Source organism: Actinotalea solisilvae (assembly GCF_016464425.1).
GTDB lineage: Bacteria > Actinomycetota > Actinomycetes > Actinomycetales > Cellulomonadaceae > Actinotalea > Actinotalea solisilvae.
Genome location: NZ_JADDKQ010000009.1, coordinates 206566 through 223266, shown reverse-complemented (window position 1 = coordinate 223266; position 16701 = coordinate 206566). Strand labels below are relative to the sequence as shown.

General features: G+C 77.9%; 11 protein-coding genes and 2 tRNA genes. 4 read left to right on the top strand and 9 right to left on the bottom strand.

The window, feature by feature from the left end; genetic code table 11:
• The first annotated feature begins 12 nt into the window (after window positions 1–12).
• Complete coding sequence (locus JIG38_RS09885; RefSeq protein WP_199423627.1) at window positions 13–762, top strand: HAD family hydrolase; 750 nt, start codon at window positions 13–15, stop codon at window positions 760–762.
• A gap of 48 nt (window positions 763–810) precedes the next feature.
• Here the strand turns inward: JIG38_RS09885 and JIG38_RS09880 are convergent, their stop codons facing one another.
• Together JIG38_RS09880 and JIG38_RS09875 are read right to left on the bottom strand one after the other, a co-directional pair.
• On the bottom strand, window positions 811–1644 hold the full coding sequence (locus tag JIG38_RS09880; protein WP_199423626.1) for a sulfite exporter TauE/SafE family protein: 834 nt from the start codon (window positions 1642–1644) through the stop codon (window positions 811–813).
• A 1-nt stretch (window position 1645) separates the two neighbouring features.
• Window positions 1646–3478, bottom strand: a complete 1833-nt coding sequence (locus tag JIG38_RS09875) for a gamma-glutamyltransferase family protein (RefSeq protein WP_199423625.1) — start codon at window positions 3476–3478, stop codon at window positions 1646–1648.
• A 205-nt stretch (window positions 3479–3683) separates the two neighbouring features.
• Between JIG38_RS09875 and JIG38_RS09870 the strand changes: the two genes are divergently transcribed.
• Window positions 3684–3755, top strand: a tRNA-Gln gene (locus tag JIG38_RS09870).
• Between the two features lie 87 nt (window positions 3756–3842).
• Window positions 3843–3915: transfer RNA gene (locus tag JIG38_RS09865), tRNA-Glu, on the top strand.
• A gap of 289 nt (window positions 3916–4204) precedes the next feature.
• Here the strand turns inward: JIG38_RS09865 and JIG38_RS09860 are convergent.
• From JIG38_RS09860 to JIG38_RS09850, 3 genes are all read right to left on the bottom strand, one after another.
• Window positions 4205–5590, bottom strand: coding sequence for a Glu/Leu/Phe/Val family dehydrogenase (locus JIG38_RS09860; RefSeq protein WP_199423624.1), 1386 nt, complete (start codon window positions 5588–5590; stop codon window positions 4205–4207).
• A gap of 117 nt (window positions 5591–5707) precedes the next feature.
• Window positions 5708–6859 carry a M15 family metallopeptidase gene (locus JIG38_RS09855; protein ID WP_199423623.1) on the bottom strand — a complete coding sequence of 384 codons (1152 nt, stop codon included), beginning with the start codon at window positions 6857–6859 and terminating at the stop codon, window positions 5708–5710.
• Between the two features lie 56 nt (window positions 6860–6915).
• Window positions 6916–7713 (bottom strand): aldo/keto reductase, encoded by a 798-nt coding sequence (locus JIG38_RS09850; RefSeq protein WP_199423622.1) that lies wholly within the window; start codon window positions 7711–7713, stop codon window positions 6916–6918.
• Window positions 7714–7847: 134 nt separating this feature from the next.
• Here JIG38_RS09850 and JIG38_RS09845 point away from each other — a divergent pair, with 134 nt between their 5' ends.
• A complete protein-coding gene (locus tag JIG38_RS09845) occupies window positions 7848–8372 on the top strand; it encodes a flavodoxin domain-containing protein (protein WP_199423621.1) in 525 nt (174 codons plus the stop codon).
• 3 nt (window positions 8373–8375) lie between these two features.
• On the opposite strand, the gene JIG38_RS09840 is transcribed toward JIG38_RS09845, so the two are convergent.
• From JIG38_RS09840 to JIG38_RS09825, 4 genes are all read right to left on the bottom strand, one after another.
• Window positions 8376–9044: an ABC transporter ATP-binding protein gene (locus JIG38_RS09840; RefSeq protein ID WP_199423729.1), complete on the bottom strand. Its 669-nt coding sequence runs from the start codon at window positions 9042–9044 to the stop codon at window positions 8376–8378.
• A gap of 107 nt (window positions 9045–9151) precedes the next feature.
• On the bottom strand, window positions 9152–10198 hold the full coding sequence (locus tag JIG38_RS09835) for an ABC transporter ATP-binding protein (protein WP_199423620.1): 1047 nt from the start codon (window positions 10196–10198) through the stop codon (window positions 9152–9154).
• Window positions 10195–13020, bottom strand: coding sequence for an FtsX-like permease family protein (locus JIG38_RS09830; RefSeq protein ID WP_199423619.1), 2826 nt, complete (start codon window positions 13018–13020; stop codon window positions 10195–10197). Before JIG38_RS09830 ends, JIG38_RS09835 begins: the two co-directional genes overlap by 4 nt.
• Window positions 13017–16517, bottom strand: a complete 3501-nt coding sequence (locus JIG38_RS09825) for an ABC transporter permease (protein ID WP_199423618.1) — start codon at window positions 16515–16517, stop codon at window positions 13017–13019. Before JIG38_RS09825 ends, JIG38_RS09830 begins: the two co-directional genes overlap by 4 nt.
• Between the last annotated feature and the right edge of the window lie 184 nt (window positions 16518–16701).

The window sequence follows — 16701 nt, the reverse complement described above, 5'->3', positions numbered from 1 at the left end:
GCGGGCGGCACGGTGACCGCCGTCGACGGCGTGCTCTTCGACATCGACGACACGCTCGTCGACACGCGCGCGGCGTTCGGCGCCGCGCTCGCGGCGGTCGCCGAGCGGTACCTGCCGCACGTGGGCGCCGACCAGCACCCCGCGCTGCTCGCGACGTGGCGTGCCGACGCGAACGGTCACTACGCGCGCTACACGCGCGGCGAGACGGGCTACGCCGACCAGCGCCGGGTCCGCGCGGAGGAGCTCCAGGAGGCGTTCGGCGGGGCTCCGCTCGGCGCCGACGGCTACGACGCCTGGAACGCCGTGTTCGAGGAGGGCTTCGCGCGCGCCTGGTCCGCCCACCCCGACGCGCACGACGTCGTGCACGCGCTGCTGGGCTCCGGTCTCGCCGTGGGCGCGCTGTCGAACGCGTCGGTCGCCTACCAGACGAGCAAGCTCGAGCGCGTCGGCCTCGACGCGACCGTCCCCATGCTCGTCGGCGTGGACACGCTGGGCGTCGGGAAGCCGGACCCGCGGGTGTTCCTCGAGGCGTGCCGGCGCCTGGGGACCGAGCCCGACCGCACGGCCTACGTGGGCGACGAGCTCGACGTCGACGCGCGGGCCGCCGTCGCCGCGGGTCTGCTGGGCGTCTGGGTCGACCGGCCGGGCCCGCGCCGCGTCCCGGTGCCGGACGACGACGTCGCCGCCGCCCGCGCGGCCGGCGTCCGTGTCGTGGCGTCGCTCGCCGAGCTGCCCGCAGCGCTCGGGCTCACGGCCTCCTGAGTGCGCTGAGCGCGCGGGCCGGCCGGACGGGGGCCGCGCCGCCGTGCCTCAGCGGCCGACCCAGAGCACGACGGCCGCGGTGAGCGCCACGACCACGATGAGGCCGCGCAGCAGGGGCGCGGGCAGCCGCCGGCCCACGCGCGCGCCGATGACCCCGCCGACCGCCGACCCGACCGCGACGAGCCCGGCGATCCGCCAGTCGACGACGCCGCCGACGACGAACACGGTCGCCGAGACGAGGTTCGCCACGCCCGCGAGGACGTTCTTGGCGCCGTTCGCGCGGTGCAGGTCGGTCGTCCAGCCGATGCCGAGCAGCGCGAGCAGGACGACGCCCTGCGCCGCGCCGAAGTAGCCGCCGTAGACCCCCGTCGCGGCGACGCCGAGCGCGAGGCCCGCCGTGAGGGGCAGCGTGACGGCGCCCCGCGCGCCGCCGTCGGCGGGCGCCACGGCCGTCGCGCCGACGTCGGCACCCGCGCGGGCCGCCTCCCGCTCGGCGGCGCGGCGCCGGACGACGGCCGCGACCCGGGGCTGCACGGCCGCGAGCACCGCCGCGAGCACGAGCAGCCACGGCACCACGGCCGTGAACGACTCCGCCGGTGCGACGAGCAGCAGCAGGCCTCCTGCGACGCCGCCGATCGCGGAGAGCACGGCCATGCGGCCGACGACGCCCCACACGCCGCGCAGCTCGCGCCGGTATCCCCAGGCGCCGGTCACCGACGCGGGGACGAGGCCGACCGTGTTCGAGACGTTGGCCGTGAGCGGCGGGACGCCGAGCGCGACGAGCAGGGGGAACGTGATGAGCGTCCCGGCACCGACGACCGTGTTGACCGTCCCGGCGAGGACTCCCGCGACGAGCACGAGGACGAGGTCGAGCCCGCCCACGTCAGCGCCCCGCCGCGTAGGCCTGCATGCCGCGCGGCGTCGCGGCCGCGCGGAGGAGGCCGCCGTCGCGCGCGACGGCGGTGAGGCGGCCCAGCGACCAGGGCCCCGTGACGGTCACCTCGTGGCCGCGCCGGCGCAGGTCGTCGAGCACGTCCGTGCCCAGCCGGTCCTCGGCGTGCAGGCCGCGCAGCTCGAGGTCGCGCGGGGCGAAGGAGGAGACCAGGTGCGTCGTGTGCCACGTGGGCGCGTCGACGGCCTCCTGCAGGCCCTGCCCGTAGACGAGGTGGCGGAGGAGGAAGGGCACCTGCCACTGGTCCTGCTGGTCCCCGCCGGGCGTGCCGCACGCGAGCTCGGGCACGCCGTCGCGCAGCACGAGGGTCGGGCTGAGCGTGGTGCGCGGGCGGCGGCGCGGGCCGAGCGACGACGGCAGACCCTGCTCGACCCAGAACATCTGCGCCCGCGTCGAGAGGGCGAAGCCGAGCCCGGGGACCACGGGCGAGCTCTGCAGCCACCCGCCCGACGGGGTGACCGACACGACGTTGCCCGCCGCGTCGACCACGTCGAGGTGGCACGTGTCCCCGCGGGACGCGCCGTCGGGCCCGACCGCGGGGTCCGTGCGCGCGAAGGTCGGCTCTCCGACCCCGGTGGGACGCGCGCCCGCGGGGACCGCCCCGGTGCGCGCGCGGGCCAGGGCGTCCAGGGCCTGGCGCGCCAGGCGCGGCTCGGCCCCGTCGGGGCTGCCGGGGCGCAGCGCGTCGGACGCCGTCGGGCCGACGAGGGCACGGCGCTGCGCGGCGTAGCGCTCCGACAGCAGTGCGTCGAGCGGGACGTCGGCGTGGTCCGGGTCGCCGTACCAGGCGTCCCGGTCCGCGAGCGCGAGCTTGGCGACCTCGACGACGGTGTGCACGAGCTCGGCGGAGCCCGGCCGGGTGTCGGCCAGGTCCATGCCCTCGAGCACCGTGAGCTGCTGGAGGAGGGCTGGACCCTGGCCCCACGGTCCGGTCTTCGCGACCGTCCGGCCGGCGAACTCGACCGTGGCGGGCTCCTCCTCGCGCACCCGCCATGCCGCGAGGTCGTCCCCCGTGAGGAGGCCGCGGTGCGGCGTGCCCGTCGAGTCCATGACCGCGGTCGCGCAGAAGTGGTCGACCGCCTCGGCGACGAAGCCCTCGTAGAACGCGGCCCTGGCCGCCTCGATGCCCGCCTCGCGGGTCGGCTGCGCGGCCGCGACCCCGGCGAGCCGCTCGAGCGTCGTCGCGAGCTCCTCGTTCCGCAGGACGGCGCCGGGTGCCGGCACCTCGCCGCCCGGGAGGTAGACCGCGGCCGACGTCGGCCAGTGCTCGGCGAGGAGGTCGCGGACCGCGCGGATCGTCGCGGAGGCCTGGGCGAGCAGGGGGTGCCCGTGGCGGGCGTAGCCGATCGCGAAGGCCAGCACGTCGGGAACGCCCCACGTCCCGTACCGGGCGAGCAGGTCCATCCACGTGCCGAAGGCCCCGGGCACGACGGCGGCCAGCAGCCCGGTGCCGGGGACGGCGTCGAGCCCGAGTCCGGCGACGACCTCAGCCGTGGCGGCGGCGGGGGAGGTGCCCTGCCCGCAGAGCACGAACGGCGCGCCGCCCGCGGCGCACCCGATCACGGGGACGTCGCCGCCGAGGCCGTTGAGGTGCGGCTCGACCACGTGCAGCACGAGCCCGGTGGCGACGGCCGCGTCGAACGCGTTGCCGCCGCGCTCGAGGACCGCCATGCCGCTCGCGGTCGCGAGCCAGTGGGTCGAGGCCACCATCCCGTGGGTGCCGACGAGCTCCGGGCGGGTGGTGAAGGCGGTCACGCCCGGCATCGTCGCACGCGCGACGCGGCCCGGCCGCCCGACGCCCGGGCCGCCGACCGTCCGAGCCCGGCGCCCGTCCAGGGCGGGCGCGGGACCGGTCGGGCGCCACCCGCGTTTGGACCTGCGGCGGGCGCTCGGGTAGTGTTCCCCGCCGGTACGAGGTCTGCCTGGCCGCTCCGCGAGGGGCGTCGGGATGGTGGGCCGGATACCCCCATGGGGTATGGTGTAATTGGCAGCACGAGTGATTCTGGTTCACTTAGTCTAGGTTCGAGTCCTGGTACCCCAGCGTTGATCAGCGGTCCGTCAGGACCACCGGTCAGCATGTTGTAAGGTATCGACGTCCTCGCACCGACAGGTGTCCAGGACGGTCCAGGCCCCCATCGTCTAGTGGCCTAGGACGCCGCCCTCTCACGGCGGTAACAGGGGTTCGAATCCCCTTGGGGGTACAGCGGAAGGCCCGGTCACCAACAGGTGACCGGGCCTTCGTCGTCCCACCGCGCGACCGACGCCGCCCGCCCGCACGCGTCGGCACTCCCTCGTCCGCCGAGGTCGCTGGTTCGCGTCGGGGGGGGGGGGGACAACCCCCCCCCCGGCCCGCCACCCCCCCCCGCCACCCCCGGGGGGGGGGGGGGGCCCGCCGGGGTGTGGTGTCACCCCCCCCCGGCGGGGCCCCCCCCCCCCCCCCGCGCCGGGGGCGGGGAGGGTCGGCGGCCGCGCGGCGCCGGCCGCGGACCGTCAGGGGTAGAGGCCGCGGGTGCGGTGGGCCTGGGCGACGCGCTGGACGCCGATGAGCAGCGCCGCGTCGCGCAGCGAGACGTGCTCGCGGCGCGACACCTCCGCGACCGCGTCGTACGCGTGGAGCATGCGCTCCTCGAGCCGCTGCTCGATCTCGGCCTCGGTCCACCAGTACGCCTGCTGCGCCTGCACCCACTCGAAGTAGGACACGATGACGCCGCCCGCGTTGGCGAGGATGTCCGGGACGACGACGACGCCGCGGTCGCCGAGGATCCGGTCCGCCTTCGCCGTCGTCGGGCCGTTGGCGCCCTCGACGACCCAGCGCGCCTTGACCTGGTCGGCGTTCTCGTGGGTGAGCACGCCCTCGACCGCGGCGGGCACGAGGACGTCGACGTCGAGCGTGAGCAGGTGCTCGTTGTCGAGCTCGTCCGCCTCCGGGAAGTCGACGACCGAGCCCGTGCGGCGCACGTGGTCGAGCAGCCGCGGCACGTCGATGCCGCCGCTGCGGTGCAGCCCGCCGTACTGGTCGGACACGGCGTCGACGCGCGCCCCGCCCTGGGCGAAGATCGCCGCTGCGTGCGAGCCGACCTTGCCGAAGCCCTGGACCGCCACGCGCACGTCGGACAGCTCGAGCCCCTGCTCGCGCAGCGCGGCGGTGGTCGAGTGCACCACGCCCTGCGACGTCGCCGTCGCCCGCCCGAGCGAGCCGCCCACCTCGAGCGGCTTGCCCGTCACGACGCCGGGGATGGTGTAGCCCTGGTTGACCGAGTAGGTGTCCATGACCCACGCCATGGTCTGGGCGTCCGTGCCGACGTCGGGCGCCATGATGTCCCGCTCCGGGCCGATCATGGGCATGATCTCGCTCGTGTACCGCCGCGTGACGCGCTCGAGCTCAGCCTGCGAGTAGTTCCGCGGGTCGATCGCGACGCCGCCCTTGGCGCCGCCGTAGGGCAGCTCGACGACGGCGCACTTCCACGTCATCCACATCGCGAGCGCGCGCACCTCGTCGACGTCGACGCTCGGGTGGTAGCGCAGGCCGCCCTTGCCCGGGCCGCGGGAGACGTTGTGCTGGACCCGGAACCCGTGGAAGAGCTCGGTCGAGCCGTCGTCGCGCCGCAGGGGGATCGCGACGTTGATCTCGCGCCGGGGCGTCGCGAGCATCGCGTGCATGCCCTCGTCGTAGCCGAGGCGCCGGATCGCGCCCGAGAGCTGCGTCTGCGCGGTCGCGAGCGGCCCCGCGTGGGTGGGGCGCGCGGAGTCCGGCGCCACGTCCGGGACGCCGCTCGAGAGCGCCGGGTCCGGCTCGTCGTCCGGCTCGGGCGAGCGGCCCGGGTCCGGGTGCGGACCGGCCGCGGCGGGATGGGGGTCGACGACGGTGTCGGCCATGGGTGAGCCTCCAGCAGTGCGGGTGCGGCCTCGTCGCCGCGGTGGCGTGCCCGCCTGGTCGCGGGGCGCCGCCCTCACTCTGTCATCCGGGGCCGGGTGGCGTCGTCCCGGCACGCGTCACCCGACGTACTCGAAGTGCCAGTACTCGGGGTTGGACCCGCCCTGCCGCGCCCACGACGGCGCGACCCAGCCGTACGCCGGACCGTTCGCGACCAGCCAGTCGTAGCGCTCGGAGCCGAACGCGTAGGCCTGCCACTCCCAGGTGTCGAAGGCGAGCCCCGTGCCGTGGTTGGACGTGCCCGGCCGCGCCGCGATCGAGCCGTAGGCCTCGCGCATCTCGACCTGGTCCTCGTAGCTGCGGTACGTCATGTCGATCGCGATGTTCTCGCCGAACTGCGCGCGGAACGCCTCGTTGAGCGACGTGAGGGCGGCGGCCGCGCCCGGGCGGAGCCACTGCTGGTTGCCCTGGGAGTCCTGGCACCAGCCGAGCGGGCTCAGCTGCGAGGCCGGGATGCGCCCGTTGCTGCCGTCGCCCGTCTCCGACGGCGTCGACGTGTAGAACGTCGGGCCGTCGTTCTTCGGCGGCTCGTACGACGCCGGCCCGCCGCAGTCCGGCCCGGCGCCGGTGCTCGGCGGTCCGCCGAGCGTGCGTCCGGAGCCCGCCCCCGTGCCGGGCCGGGGCGCGGCGGCGGCGGCCTCCTCCTCGGCCCGGCGCGCCGCCTCCTCCTCGGCGACGCGCGCGGCCTCGGCCGCGAGCCACTCCTGCTGGGCCTGCGCGACGGCGGCGGCCGCCGCGTCCATCGCCGCGACCGCGGCGTCGAGGTCCGCCGCGACCGGGACGTCGAGCAGGTCCGCGTCGCCGTCCGACGTCGTGCCGGCGGGCGCCGTCGCGAGGAGCGCGCGGACGGCGTCCATCGCGGCGACGAGCGCGACCCGCACCGCGTCGTCGGCGACCTGCGCGGCAGACCCCGCCAGGACCGCGTCCGCCGCCGTGAGCTGCACCTCCGCCGTCGCGACCGACGCCGCCCACGCCGCCGCCGCCTCGCGCTCGGCGCGCCCGCGCTCGGCCTGCTCCCGCGCGGCCCGTTCCCGCTCCGCGCGCTCCTGCTCGGCCGCGAGGGTCGCGGCGGCGGCCTCCCGGCGCTCGGCGGCGTCCGCGGCACGCACCTGCACGACGGCGATCGCGACGCCCAGGGCGAGCACGGCGACCACCGCGGCCGCGCCCGCCAGGCGGACGCGGCGCGGGAGGTCGCTCAGACGGCGCAGCACCGCGACAGTGTCACCGCCCGTGCCGGCGGATGTCGACCGGCGCCCGGGGGCGTGCCTCAGTGCGGCCCGGCGAGGGCGTCGATGCGCGCGACCTCCTCGTCGCTCAGCGCGAGCCCGACCGCGGCGAGGTTCGCCTCGATCCGGCCCTCGTCCGTCGACTTCGGGATGACGACGACCCGGTGGCGCAGGTGCCACGCGAGCACGACCTGCTGGACGGTCGCGCCCTTGGCGCCGGCGATCTCGGCGAGCACCGGGTCGTCGGCGTCGGTCCGCTTGAAGGGGCTGTAGCCCTCGAGCGCGACCTCGCGCTGGGCGTGGCCCGAGACGAGCATGGGGTCGTGGTCGGCCGGGCTCCACGGGATCTGGTTGATCGCCGGCGCCTCGTCGGTCGCCTCGATCAGCTCGTCGATCTGGTCGAGCGAGTAGTTGCTCACGCCGATCGCGCGGACCTTGCCCTCGTCGCGCAGCTCGCGGAAGGCCTGCCAGGTGCTCGGGGTGGCCTGCTTGTGCGGCGGCCAGTGCACGAGCCACAGGTCCACGTACTCGGTGCCGAGCAGGCGCAGGCTCGCCTCGAGCGTCTCGCGCTCGCGACCCGCCGCGTCGGGCGGCAGCTTGGTCGTGACGAAGACGTCCTCGCGGTCCACGCCGGCCGCGGCGATGCCGCGGCCCACCTGGTCTTCGTTGCCGTAGCCGGTGGCCGTGTCGACGTGCCGGTAGCCGACGTCGAGGGCGTGGCGCACGGCGCGGTAGGCGTCGTCGCCCTCGGACTGCCACGTGCCGAGGCCCAGCAGGGGGATGGGGATGTCGCCGGTCGGGGTCCGCAGGTCGATGGTCGGGGTCGATGGCGTCGTCATCCGGCCAGTCTGCGGGACCTCCTGCCCACGCGCACACGGTCCCCGGCGCGTGAGGCTGGGGTCAGCGGCGCCGGACGGCGCCACTGCCACCCACCGGGCCGCAGGCCCGGACCGCCGACCGGGAGATGGTCACCATGCGCGTCCTCGTCGCCGTCGCCTCGCGGCACGGCTCGACCCGGGAGATCGGCGACGCCGTCGCGGAGGCGCTGCGCGACGCGGGCCACCGCGCCGAGGTGAGCGACCCGGACGACGTGGAGGACCTCGACCACGACGCCGTCGTGCTCGGCTCCGCGGTGTACGTCGGCCGGTGGTCGGCGTCGGCGCGGGCCTTCGTGGACCGGCTGGCCACGGCCGCGCCCCGGCCCGTGTGGCTGTTCTCGTCGGGCCCGGTCGGGCGCCAGCCCGTGCCCGCCGACGACCCGGAGGAGGTGCCCTCGCTCCTCGTGCGTCTCGGCGCGCGCGAGCACCGGACCTTCGCCGGGCGCCTCGACACGGGCGGCCTCAGCCTCGCCGAGCGCGCCGTCGTCGCGCTCGTCCGTTCCGAGGCCGGCGACTACCGGGCGTGGGCCGACGTGCGCGCGTGGGCCGAGGGCATCGGCGCCGAGCTGCACCGCGAGGAGGTCCGCCGGCTCTGGACGGGGCCGCTCGCGCGCTCCTGACCGTCAGGCGTCGACGAGGCGTCCGTCCGCGAGCCGCAGCGTCCGGTCGGCCATGGCCTGGAGCGTCGCGTCGTGCGTCGAGACGATGGCGGTCATGCCCTCGGCGCGCACGACGGTGCGCAGCAGCGCCATGACGGTCGCACCGGTCTCGGCGTCGAGCTGGCCGGTCGGCTCGTCGGCGACGAGCAGCCGGGGCGAGTTCGCGAGCGCGCGCGCGATCGCGACGCGCTGCTGCTGACCACCCGAGAGCTCGGCCGGGCGCTGCGCCGCGTGCCGCGTCAGGCCCACGAGCTCGAGCAGGTGCGCGACCCGCTCCTCGCGCTCCGCGGCGGGTGCGCGGCGCAGCCGCAGCGGCAGGCCGACGTTCTCGGCCGCCGACAGCATGGGCACGAGGCCGAACGTCTGGAAGACGAACGCGAGCCGGTCCCGGCGCAGCGCCGTGCGCGCGCGCTCGTCGATCGCGCTCACCTCCGTGCCGTCGACCACGACGCGGCCCGCGGTCGGGCGGTCCAGGCCGCCGACGCAGTTGAGCAGCGTCGTCTTGCCCGAGCCCGAGCGGCCCACGAGCGCGACGAGCTCCCCGCGGGCCACGGTGAAGCTCACGTCGCGGAGCGCGTGGACCTCGCGCGCGGCGCTCGCGTACGTCCGGCCGACGCCCTCGACGACGACCATCGGCGCGTCGTGGGCACCGGCCGTGCCCGTGCTGCCGGCCGTCCCGGTGATCCGGTCCGTGCGCTCCCGGGCCCCGTTCCCCTTCCCGGTGACGGTCGGCGTCCCCGTCATCGCGTCCCCTCCTCGGCGTGCGTGGCCCTGTTGCCCGGGACCGGGGACGACGTCGCCCCGGCGGCGCCGCGCGCGCGGTCCGGGCGACGGCCGTCCGGCCAGATGCCCACGTGGTCGGCCTCGAGCTCGAGCCGGACGCGGTCGCGCAGCCCGAGCGCGCTGCGGTAGTCGGCGGGCAGCTGCAGCCGGCCGACGCGGTCGAGGACCGCGTACTCCTCGGCGATGACCGCGGAGACGCCGTGCTCGTCGACCTCGGTGCGCCGCACGACCTCGGACGCCGTCCGGCCGTCGCGGATCGCGACCGTGCGCTGCACCTGCGTCGAGACGCCGGCGTCGTGCGTCACGACGACGACGGTCGCGCCGAGGTCGGTGTTCGCGGAGCGCAGCGCCGCGAAGACGTCCTCGCCCGTCGCCGAGTCGAGCTCGCCCGTGGGCTCGTCCGCGAAGAGCACCTGGGGCCGGTTGGCGAGCGCGACGGCGATCGCCACGCGCTGCTGCTCGCCGCCCGAGAGCTCGCCCGGCCGGCGGTCCGCCTTCGCGCCCATGCCGAGCGCCTCGAGCAGCTCGGTCGTCCGGCGGCGCCGCGCGCGGGCCCGCGTGCCCGAGAACGCCATCGGCAGCGCCACGTTCTCGGCGGCAGAGAGGTAGGGCAGGAGGTTGCGCGCCGTCTGCTGCCAGACGAACCCGACGACGCTGCGCCGGTAGGTGAGGCGGTCGGACGCCGTCATGCGGAGCAGGTCCCAGCCCGCGACGCGCGCGCGACCCGCGGTGGGCACGTCGAGGCCGGAGAGCACGTTGAGCAGCGTCGACTTGCCGGAGCCGGACGCGCCGACGACGGCGATCATCTCGCCCGGGTGGACGAGCAGGTCGAGGCCCTGGAGCGCCTGCACCTCGATCTGCTCGACCTGGTAGATCCGCACGAGGTTGTCGCACACGACCAGCGCGTCGGCGCCGTACTCGTGGTGCGACCGCTCGGCGGGCCGGGGCTCGGGCCCGTCCGGCGACGTGGGCGCGGTCGCGTCGCGCTGCGCGGTGGTGGTCATCCCGTCTCTCCAACCCTGAGGACCTCGCTGAGCCGGTCGCGTCGGTGCGCGAGCACCTCGGCGAGCACGGCGAGGACGAGCAGCAGGGCCGCGCCGGCGGCGAGACCCCCGATCACGTCGGCGTCGACCGTCGGCGCCGGGACGACGAGGCCGCCCGCGAGGACGTCCAGGCCCAGCGCCGGGGCGAGCACGAGCACGACGAGCACGCCCGAGAGCGTCCCGCCGAGCAGGGCGGCGAGCACGACCGGCGCGAGCTCGGCGAGCGCGAGCCACCACCCCAGCCGCGGGCTCATGCCGAGCGTGCGCAGCATCGACAGCGCGCGGCCGCGCTCGCGCGCGCCGGCGAGCACGGTGGCGACGAGCGCGACGGTGCCGAGCACGCAGACCGCCGCGACCGCGAGCACCATGAGCCGCTCGACGCCCGCGAGGAGCGCGCCCCCGCGGCGGGCCTCGAGCCACTGCGCACGGGTCGTCACGGTCTCGGGCGGGACGCCGAGCGCGGCGACGGCCGCGGCGGTGCCGTCGCCCACCACCCACACCGTGTCGGCCTCGGGTGCCGCTTCCGCGCGCGCCGCCACGGCCTCGAGGTCGACGTACACGTACGGCCCGTCGAGGTAGCCGGCGGGCCCGCCGCTCACGGTCCCCACGACCTCGACCGGGATGTACGAGGCGCCGAGGTAGAGGGCGGTGCCGTCCCCGACGACGCGCGCGGCGAGGTCGGGGTCGACGAGCGCCGGCACGGGGCCCGACGTGCCGGCGGCGCCGCGCAGCGCCTCGAGCGCGTCGGCGTCCCGCGCGGCCGACGCCGCGAGCGCCTCGTCGTCGCGCGCCCCGGCCGCCGCGGCGAGCAGCGCGCCGTAGCCGTCGTCGACCGCGAGCACGGTGACGTCCGCGGCGTCGGTGCCGAGGGAGAAGGACACGCCGCCGGTGACCTTGGCCGAGGCGACCGTGGCGCCGGGCAGGTCGCGCGCGTCGTCGACGCGGTCGAGCGGCACCGCGAGGCCCGTGTCGTCGACGCGCGCGTCGGCGCCGACCCGGTCCCAGCTCGCGTCCTCCTGCCCGGCGCGCACCGTGCCCACGAGCAGGCCGCCCGCGACGGCGAGGCCCATGCCGAGCGTCAGAGCGAGGAGCGGCAGGGGAGCGACCGCCCGCTGCGCGCGGACCGCGCCGAGCAGACCGAGGACGCCCCGCGTGCGCGCGCCGAGCGCGCCGGCGGCGCGGACCGGCCACGGGTAGACGCGCAGCACGTGCAGCGTGACCGCGAGCGCGACGAGCACGGGCCCGGCCGCGAGGAACGGGTCGACGCCGTCGGTGGTGCCCTGGAGCAGGCCACGGCCGCGCAGCGCGACCGTCGCCGCGGCGGCGAGCACCACGACGCCGGCCTCGACGACCAGCCGCCGCACGCGCCGTCGCCGCGCGAGCTGCGCGCGGTCCTGGCGGTTGGCGGGCTCGCGCCGGCCGGTCCAGGCGCGCCGGACGAGCCACGTGGCCTGGGCCGGTCCGGCGAGGAGCGCCACCCCCGCGACGACGACGAGGGGGGTGACGTCGTCGAGCGGGCCCGGCACGAGCAGCGCGGCGGCGAGGAGGCCGGTCGCGACGCCCGCGGCCGTGACGACGAGCGACTCCACGAGCACGCGCAGGCCCACGGCCGGGGCCGAGGCGCCGCGCGCGCGCTCCAGGTGGAGCACGGCGCCGCGGCGCACGACGAGCAGGCGGGCCAGCAGGACGAGCACGACGCCGGCGACGCCGACGACGCCCGAGATCATCACGGACATCTGGGCCAGCGCGGCGCGCGCCTGCGGCGGGTAGGACGCGAGGGCGTCGTCGAGCCCGGTCCGCAGTGTCACCGGCCCGGGTGACAGCTCGCCGGCGTCGGCGCGCAGGGCCGTGAGCTCGGCCGTCACGGCCTGCGCGCGCGCGACCGTGAAGGCCGCGGGGTCGACGTCGAGGCGCACCCGCCCCTCGAAGACGCTGCCCCAGGTCATGAGCCGGTCGACGCCGTCGGGCGCGGCGAGCGCGGTGAGGCGCGTGAAGGCGGACCGGTCGGACCGTTCCCCGCGCGCGACGGGGGACCACGTCTCGGGCACGGCCTCCCAGGCGACGTGCCCGGCGTCCGCGGGCGCCACGACGCCGACCACAAGGAGGCCGGCGGCGGCGCGCTCGTCGGCCACGAGCGGCCCGAGCGGCGCTGCGACGGTGAGCCGCGTGCCGACGTCGAGCGCGGCCGCGTCGGCCGCCGCGGCGGACACGACGACCTCGACCGGGGCGTCGGCGGCCGCACCGGGGACCCGCTCCGCCGGCAGCGCGCCCGCGACGAGCTCGAGGCCCGCGGGGACCAGGGCGACCGCGAGCTCGACCTGGCCGTCGGGGTCGTCCGCCGGGTCGGGCACGCCGTCGCGCGCGAGGAGGGGCGCCGGGGGGCCGACGAGCGTCGGCGTGGCCGCGTCGACGACCGCCGCGAGGCCGGGCGGCAGGCGGTCGGTGAGGTCCTGCGCCCAGGCGGCGAAGGGCTCGGTCCCGGCGAGGGCGGGCGTGAAGCCGCCGCCGGGCGCGCCGACCGAGGACCGCACGTCCACGGCGCTCGCCGCGCCGGCGGCGGTCACCGCGTCCTGGACGCCGGCGTCGACCGTGCCGGCGACGACGCGCGGCCCCCCGACGGCGAGCAGCGTGCTCAGCGCCACGAGGGTCGCGAGCGCGAGGAGCAGGCCCGCGTCCTGCCGCGCGCGACGTCGCCCGAGGAGCGCCGCCGACGCGGTGAGCGAGCGCACGCGGGTGCCGACGCCCGGACGCCCGGGCGGCCCGGCCGCGTGGCGGCTGCTCATCGCTCGTCCCCCAGACGCATGACGGCGGCGGGGTCGGCGGACCGCTGGGTCCGCGCGACCACGAGGACGACCACGGCGAGCACGGCGACCACCTCCAGGGCGAGGAGCGCGACCTGGTCCCACGGGACCGTGACGCGCACGGTGGGCACGGGTCGCGTGCCGGTCGCCGACACGGCCACGAGCGGCCCGACGAGGTGTCCGAGGAGCGCGCCGAGCCCCGTGCCGAAGCCCGCCCCGAGCGTGCACAGGAGCAGCGACTCGAGCCCGACGACGGTCGTCAGGCGCCGGCGCGACAGGCCGATGGCGCGCAGCTGGGCGAACTCGACCGACCGCGCGCGCAGCGAGACGGTCGCGTGCACCGCGAAGCCCACGGCCGCCAGCAGCGCGGCCGCCAGGGTCACGAGCCACAGCGCGGCCTGCGTCGCGACCCGCTGCGGGTGCTCCTGCATCGCGGCGGTGACGTCGACCTGCGCGACGGCCCGGCTCGCGCCGGGCTCGCCCGTCGCGGTGGGCGGCAGGCCGGCGAGGTAGGCGGGCACGTCCTCGGGTGCGACGTCGACCCACCACTCGTCGACGGCGGGCGCCGCCGCACCGGCCCGCACGAGGGCTCGCGTCAGCTGGTGGTGGTCGACCACGACGGACTCGTCGCGCACGAGCGTCGGCACGCGCGGGACGACGTCGGCGACGACCACGGGGACGAGCGCGCCGTCGACGACGAGCTGGAGCCCCTGACCGGGCTCGACGTCGAGCTTGCCCGCGAGGCCCGAGGACAGGACGACGGGCAGGGCCGCGGCGGGCGCCCAGCCCGACTGCGTCACCGACGCCACGCCGAGGACGAGGTCGCTGAGGCGCCCGGAGAGGCGGAACCCGGCCTGGGCGCCGTCGGGCGGGCGGTCCGACGCGAGCTCGAGGGTCCGCGCGGTCGACGACCACCCGAGGTCGGCAGGGACGTCGAGCGGCGCGACGGCCAGCCCGAGCGACGCGAGGTCGAGGGTCCGCCCGGTGCGGTCGACCGCGGCGCCGTCCGGCGCGTCCCGGTCCCCCGCGGGTTCCGGCCCCGCTGGCGCGTCGGACGCGCCGGGCGCCGCCGTTGCCGCCGCGGGCGTGAGCGCTCCCAGCTCGCCGAGCGCGAGGGAGACGTCGAGCTCGGCGAGCGTGACGTCGAACACCGCGCGCGGGTCGGGCGCGAACAGGCTCGCCTGCAGGCCGACGAGCCGCAGCGGCTCCTGCGGGCCCACGACCGCGCGGGAGGACGCGGACCCGGGCTCGCCCGCGGCGGCGGCGTCGTCCGGCTCGGCGCCCGGCAGGAGCGCGTCGACCTGGCGCGCGCGGCCGTCGACCGGGACGGTGCCGAGCTCGACCGTCGAGAGCAGTCCCGTCGCGTCCTCGAGCACCAGGCGCAGGGACGCGGCGACGGGCAGCGGCGTGGCCGCGTCACCCACCCGGACGACGCCCGTGAGCCCGCGCAGGTCGGGGGGCAGGTCCACGCCCGTGGCCGCCGGCACCTCGGCCGCCAGGGCCGCGATGCGTGCGCCCGACACGGCGCCCATGCGACCGCGGTCGAGCGTGGCGCGGCTCGCCGCGGTCAGCGCGAGAAGGTGCACGGGACGGCCGTCCGGCGGCCCCGCGAAGGTCGAGGCGTCGAACGGCGCGAGCTCGGCCTCGCGACGCGCGACCGGCTGGGGGACCGCCGCGACCCCCGGGACCGTGAGCGCGGCGGCCTGGCCGGCGGTCGGCGCCTCGTCCTGCACGACGACCGCCGCGCCCGTCGCGAGCTGCGCCTGGTCGGCCTGCGACTGCCGCCAGGTCGCGAGGAAGGTCTGGCTGAAGGTGCCCACGGCGAGCGCGAGCGTGAGCAGCAGCACGGCCGCCGTCGCACGCGTCGTGCGTCGGCCCACCTCCCACGCGGCGAGCGGGCCGACGACGCCGCGACCGCGCGCGCCGATCCGCTCGGTGAGCCGCGACGCCGCGGGCAGCAGCCGCAGGCACAGGAGCGCGCCCGCGAGCAGGACGACGGCCGGGCCCGCCACGAGGACGGGGTCGACGACGAGGGTGGCCCCCTCGCGCGCGACGGGGCTGCGGTAGCCCTGCAGCTGGGCGTACGCGACGCTCGCCAGCACGACGAGCACGACGTCCAGCCCCGACCGCGCGAGCACCGCGCGCCGGTCCGGCCGCGCCCGGGCCTGCTCGCCCTCGAGGAACGTGCCGGCGCGGCGCAGGAGGGGGCTCACGAGCACGACGGCGACGAGGAGCGCCACGGCCGCCGCGGTGAGCCAGGCGGCCGGGGGCAGCCCGGGGTCCTGCGTGACACCCGCGGCGACCATCGCGGGGCGGCCGGCGAGCAGGAGGTGCACCTGCCGGGCGAGCGGCGGGCCGGCCGCCGCCACGAGCAGGGCGACGAGGGCCGCCTCCGTGGCGGCCAGGCCGAGCAGCTGGCGTCCTCCCGCGCCGCGGGCGCGCATGAGGTTCTGCTCGCCCGCCCGGGCCTCGGCGAGCAGCCGCGCGGTCTGCAGCAGCGCGGCGACGGCGAGCACGACGAGCAGCAGGCCGACGACGAGCACGCTCGCGCGCGTGACGACGACGGCCGTCGCGACGTCCCGCACGAGGTCGGCGAGCGGCGTCGTGAGGCGGACCTGGTCGCCGACGTCGCCCACGCGGGCGACGCCGCGCTCGCCCGCCGAGGCCAGCCGGTCGAGCAGCGGGACGACGTCGGCCACGGCCACACCCGCGAAGTCCGGCGTGTACCGCACGGTGAGGCGCGCGAGCTCGACGCCCGCGGCGTCGAGCGCACCGGGCGCGGCGACGAGCGGCCCGTACGCGTCGGTGACCACGCTGCCGCCGGTGCCCGGCACGACGAAGTCGGGGTCGTGCTGGCGGCCGTCGAGCTCGTCCGCCGACCAGGTCGCCGTGCCGGCGCCGCGCGGCTCGAACACGCCCGCGACCTCGACCTCGAGGCGCTCGTCGACCTCGTCGGCGGGGCCCACCTCGAGCCGGTCGCCGAGGGCGAGCCCCAGGTCGGCGGCGAGGGCGGCCGGCACGGCGACGGGCACCACGCCCGGCGTGGCGGGCGACGCGGGCCACGTGCCCGCGGTGAGGGCGGCCGCGTCCTCGACGCCCTCGACGTGCCCGAGGTAGACGATCGCGGGGATGTCGTCGGCGCGCGGGAGCCGGTGCAGGACGGACTGCTCCACGCCGCGTCCCACGGCCGGAGCCGGCGCCACGAGCGCGGCGACGGCTCCGTCCGCGGCGGTGTGCGCCTCGGCGGCGGGCACCGTGAGGCCCTCGACCGTGACCCGCACCTCGGTGCGCGCCGGGTCCGCGTCCCGGAGCGCCCCGCGGACACCCTGCTCCTCGGTCGAGACGAGCAGGAGAGCGAGGGCGGTGAGCGACGTGCCCACGAGGAGCGCGACCACCGCGACGACGGCGAGCAGGCGCCACTGGGTCGCCGACCGGCGCAGCGCGGTGCGCACGCGCCACGGGCGCAGGTCGCCGCTCACGCGTCCCCGCGCACGCCGCTGGCTCGCATCGTCACCTCGTCGTGGTGCGTCGGACGAGCGTGCCGCAGGCACCCTCGCCCGGGCGGTGGTGACCGCCCGCGACGATGATGCCCGAGCGCTGGTCACGCTCCCACCGTCTGTCCGTCCTGTGGCCGAATCGTGACGTGCGGGCGGACCTCAGGGT

Excerpts from the sequence above, each read along its gene's own strand:
- JIG38_RS09850 (WP_199423622.1), bottom strand. The coding sequence starts at position 7,713 with ATGACGACGCCATCGACCCCGACCATCGACCTGCGGACCCCGACCGGC.
- JIG38_RS09860 (WP_199423624.1), bottom strand. The coding sequence starts at position 5,590 with ATGGCCGACACCGTCGTCGACCCCCATCCCGCCGCGGCCGGTCCGCAC.
- JIG38_RS09830 (WP_199423619.1), bottom strand. The coding sequence starts at position 13,020 with ATGAGCAGCCGCCACGCGGCCGGGCCGCCCGGGCGTCCGGGCGTCGGC.
- JIG38_RS09845 (WP_199423621.1), top strand. The coding sequence starts at position 7,848 with ATGCGCGTCCTCGTCGCCGTCGCCTCGCGGCACGGCTCGACCCGGGAG.
- JIG38_RS09875 (WP_199423625.1), bottom strand. The coding sequence starts at position 3,478 with ATGCCGGGCGTGACCGCCTTCACCACCCGCCCGGAGCTCGTCGGCACC.
- JIG38_RS09840 (WP_199423729.1), bottom strand. The coding sequence starts at position 9,044 with ATGGTCGTCGTCGAGGGCGTCGGCCGGACGTACGCGAGCGCCGCGCGC.
- JIG38_RS09835 (WP_199423620.1), bottom strand. The coding sequence starts at position 10,198 with ATGACCACCACCGCGCAGCGCGACGCGACCGCGCCCACGTCGCCGGAC.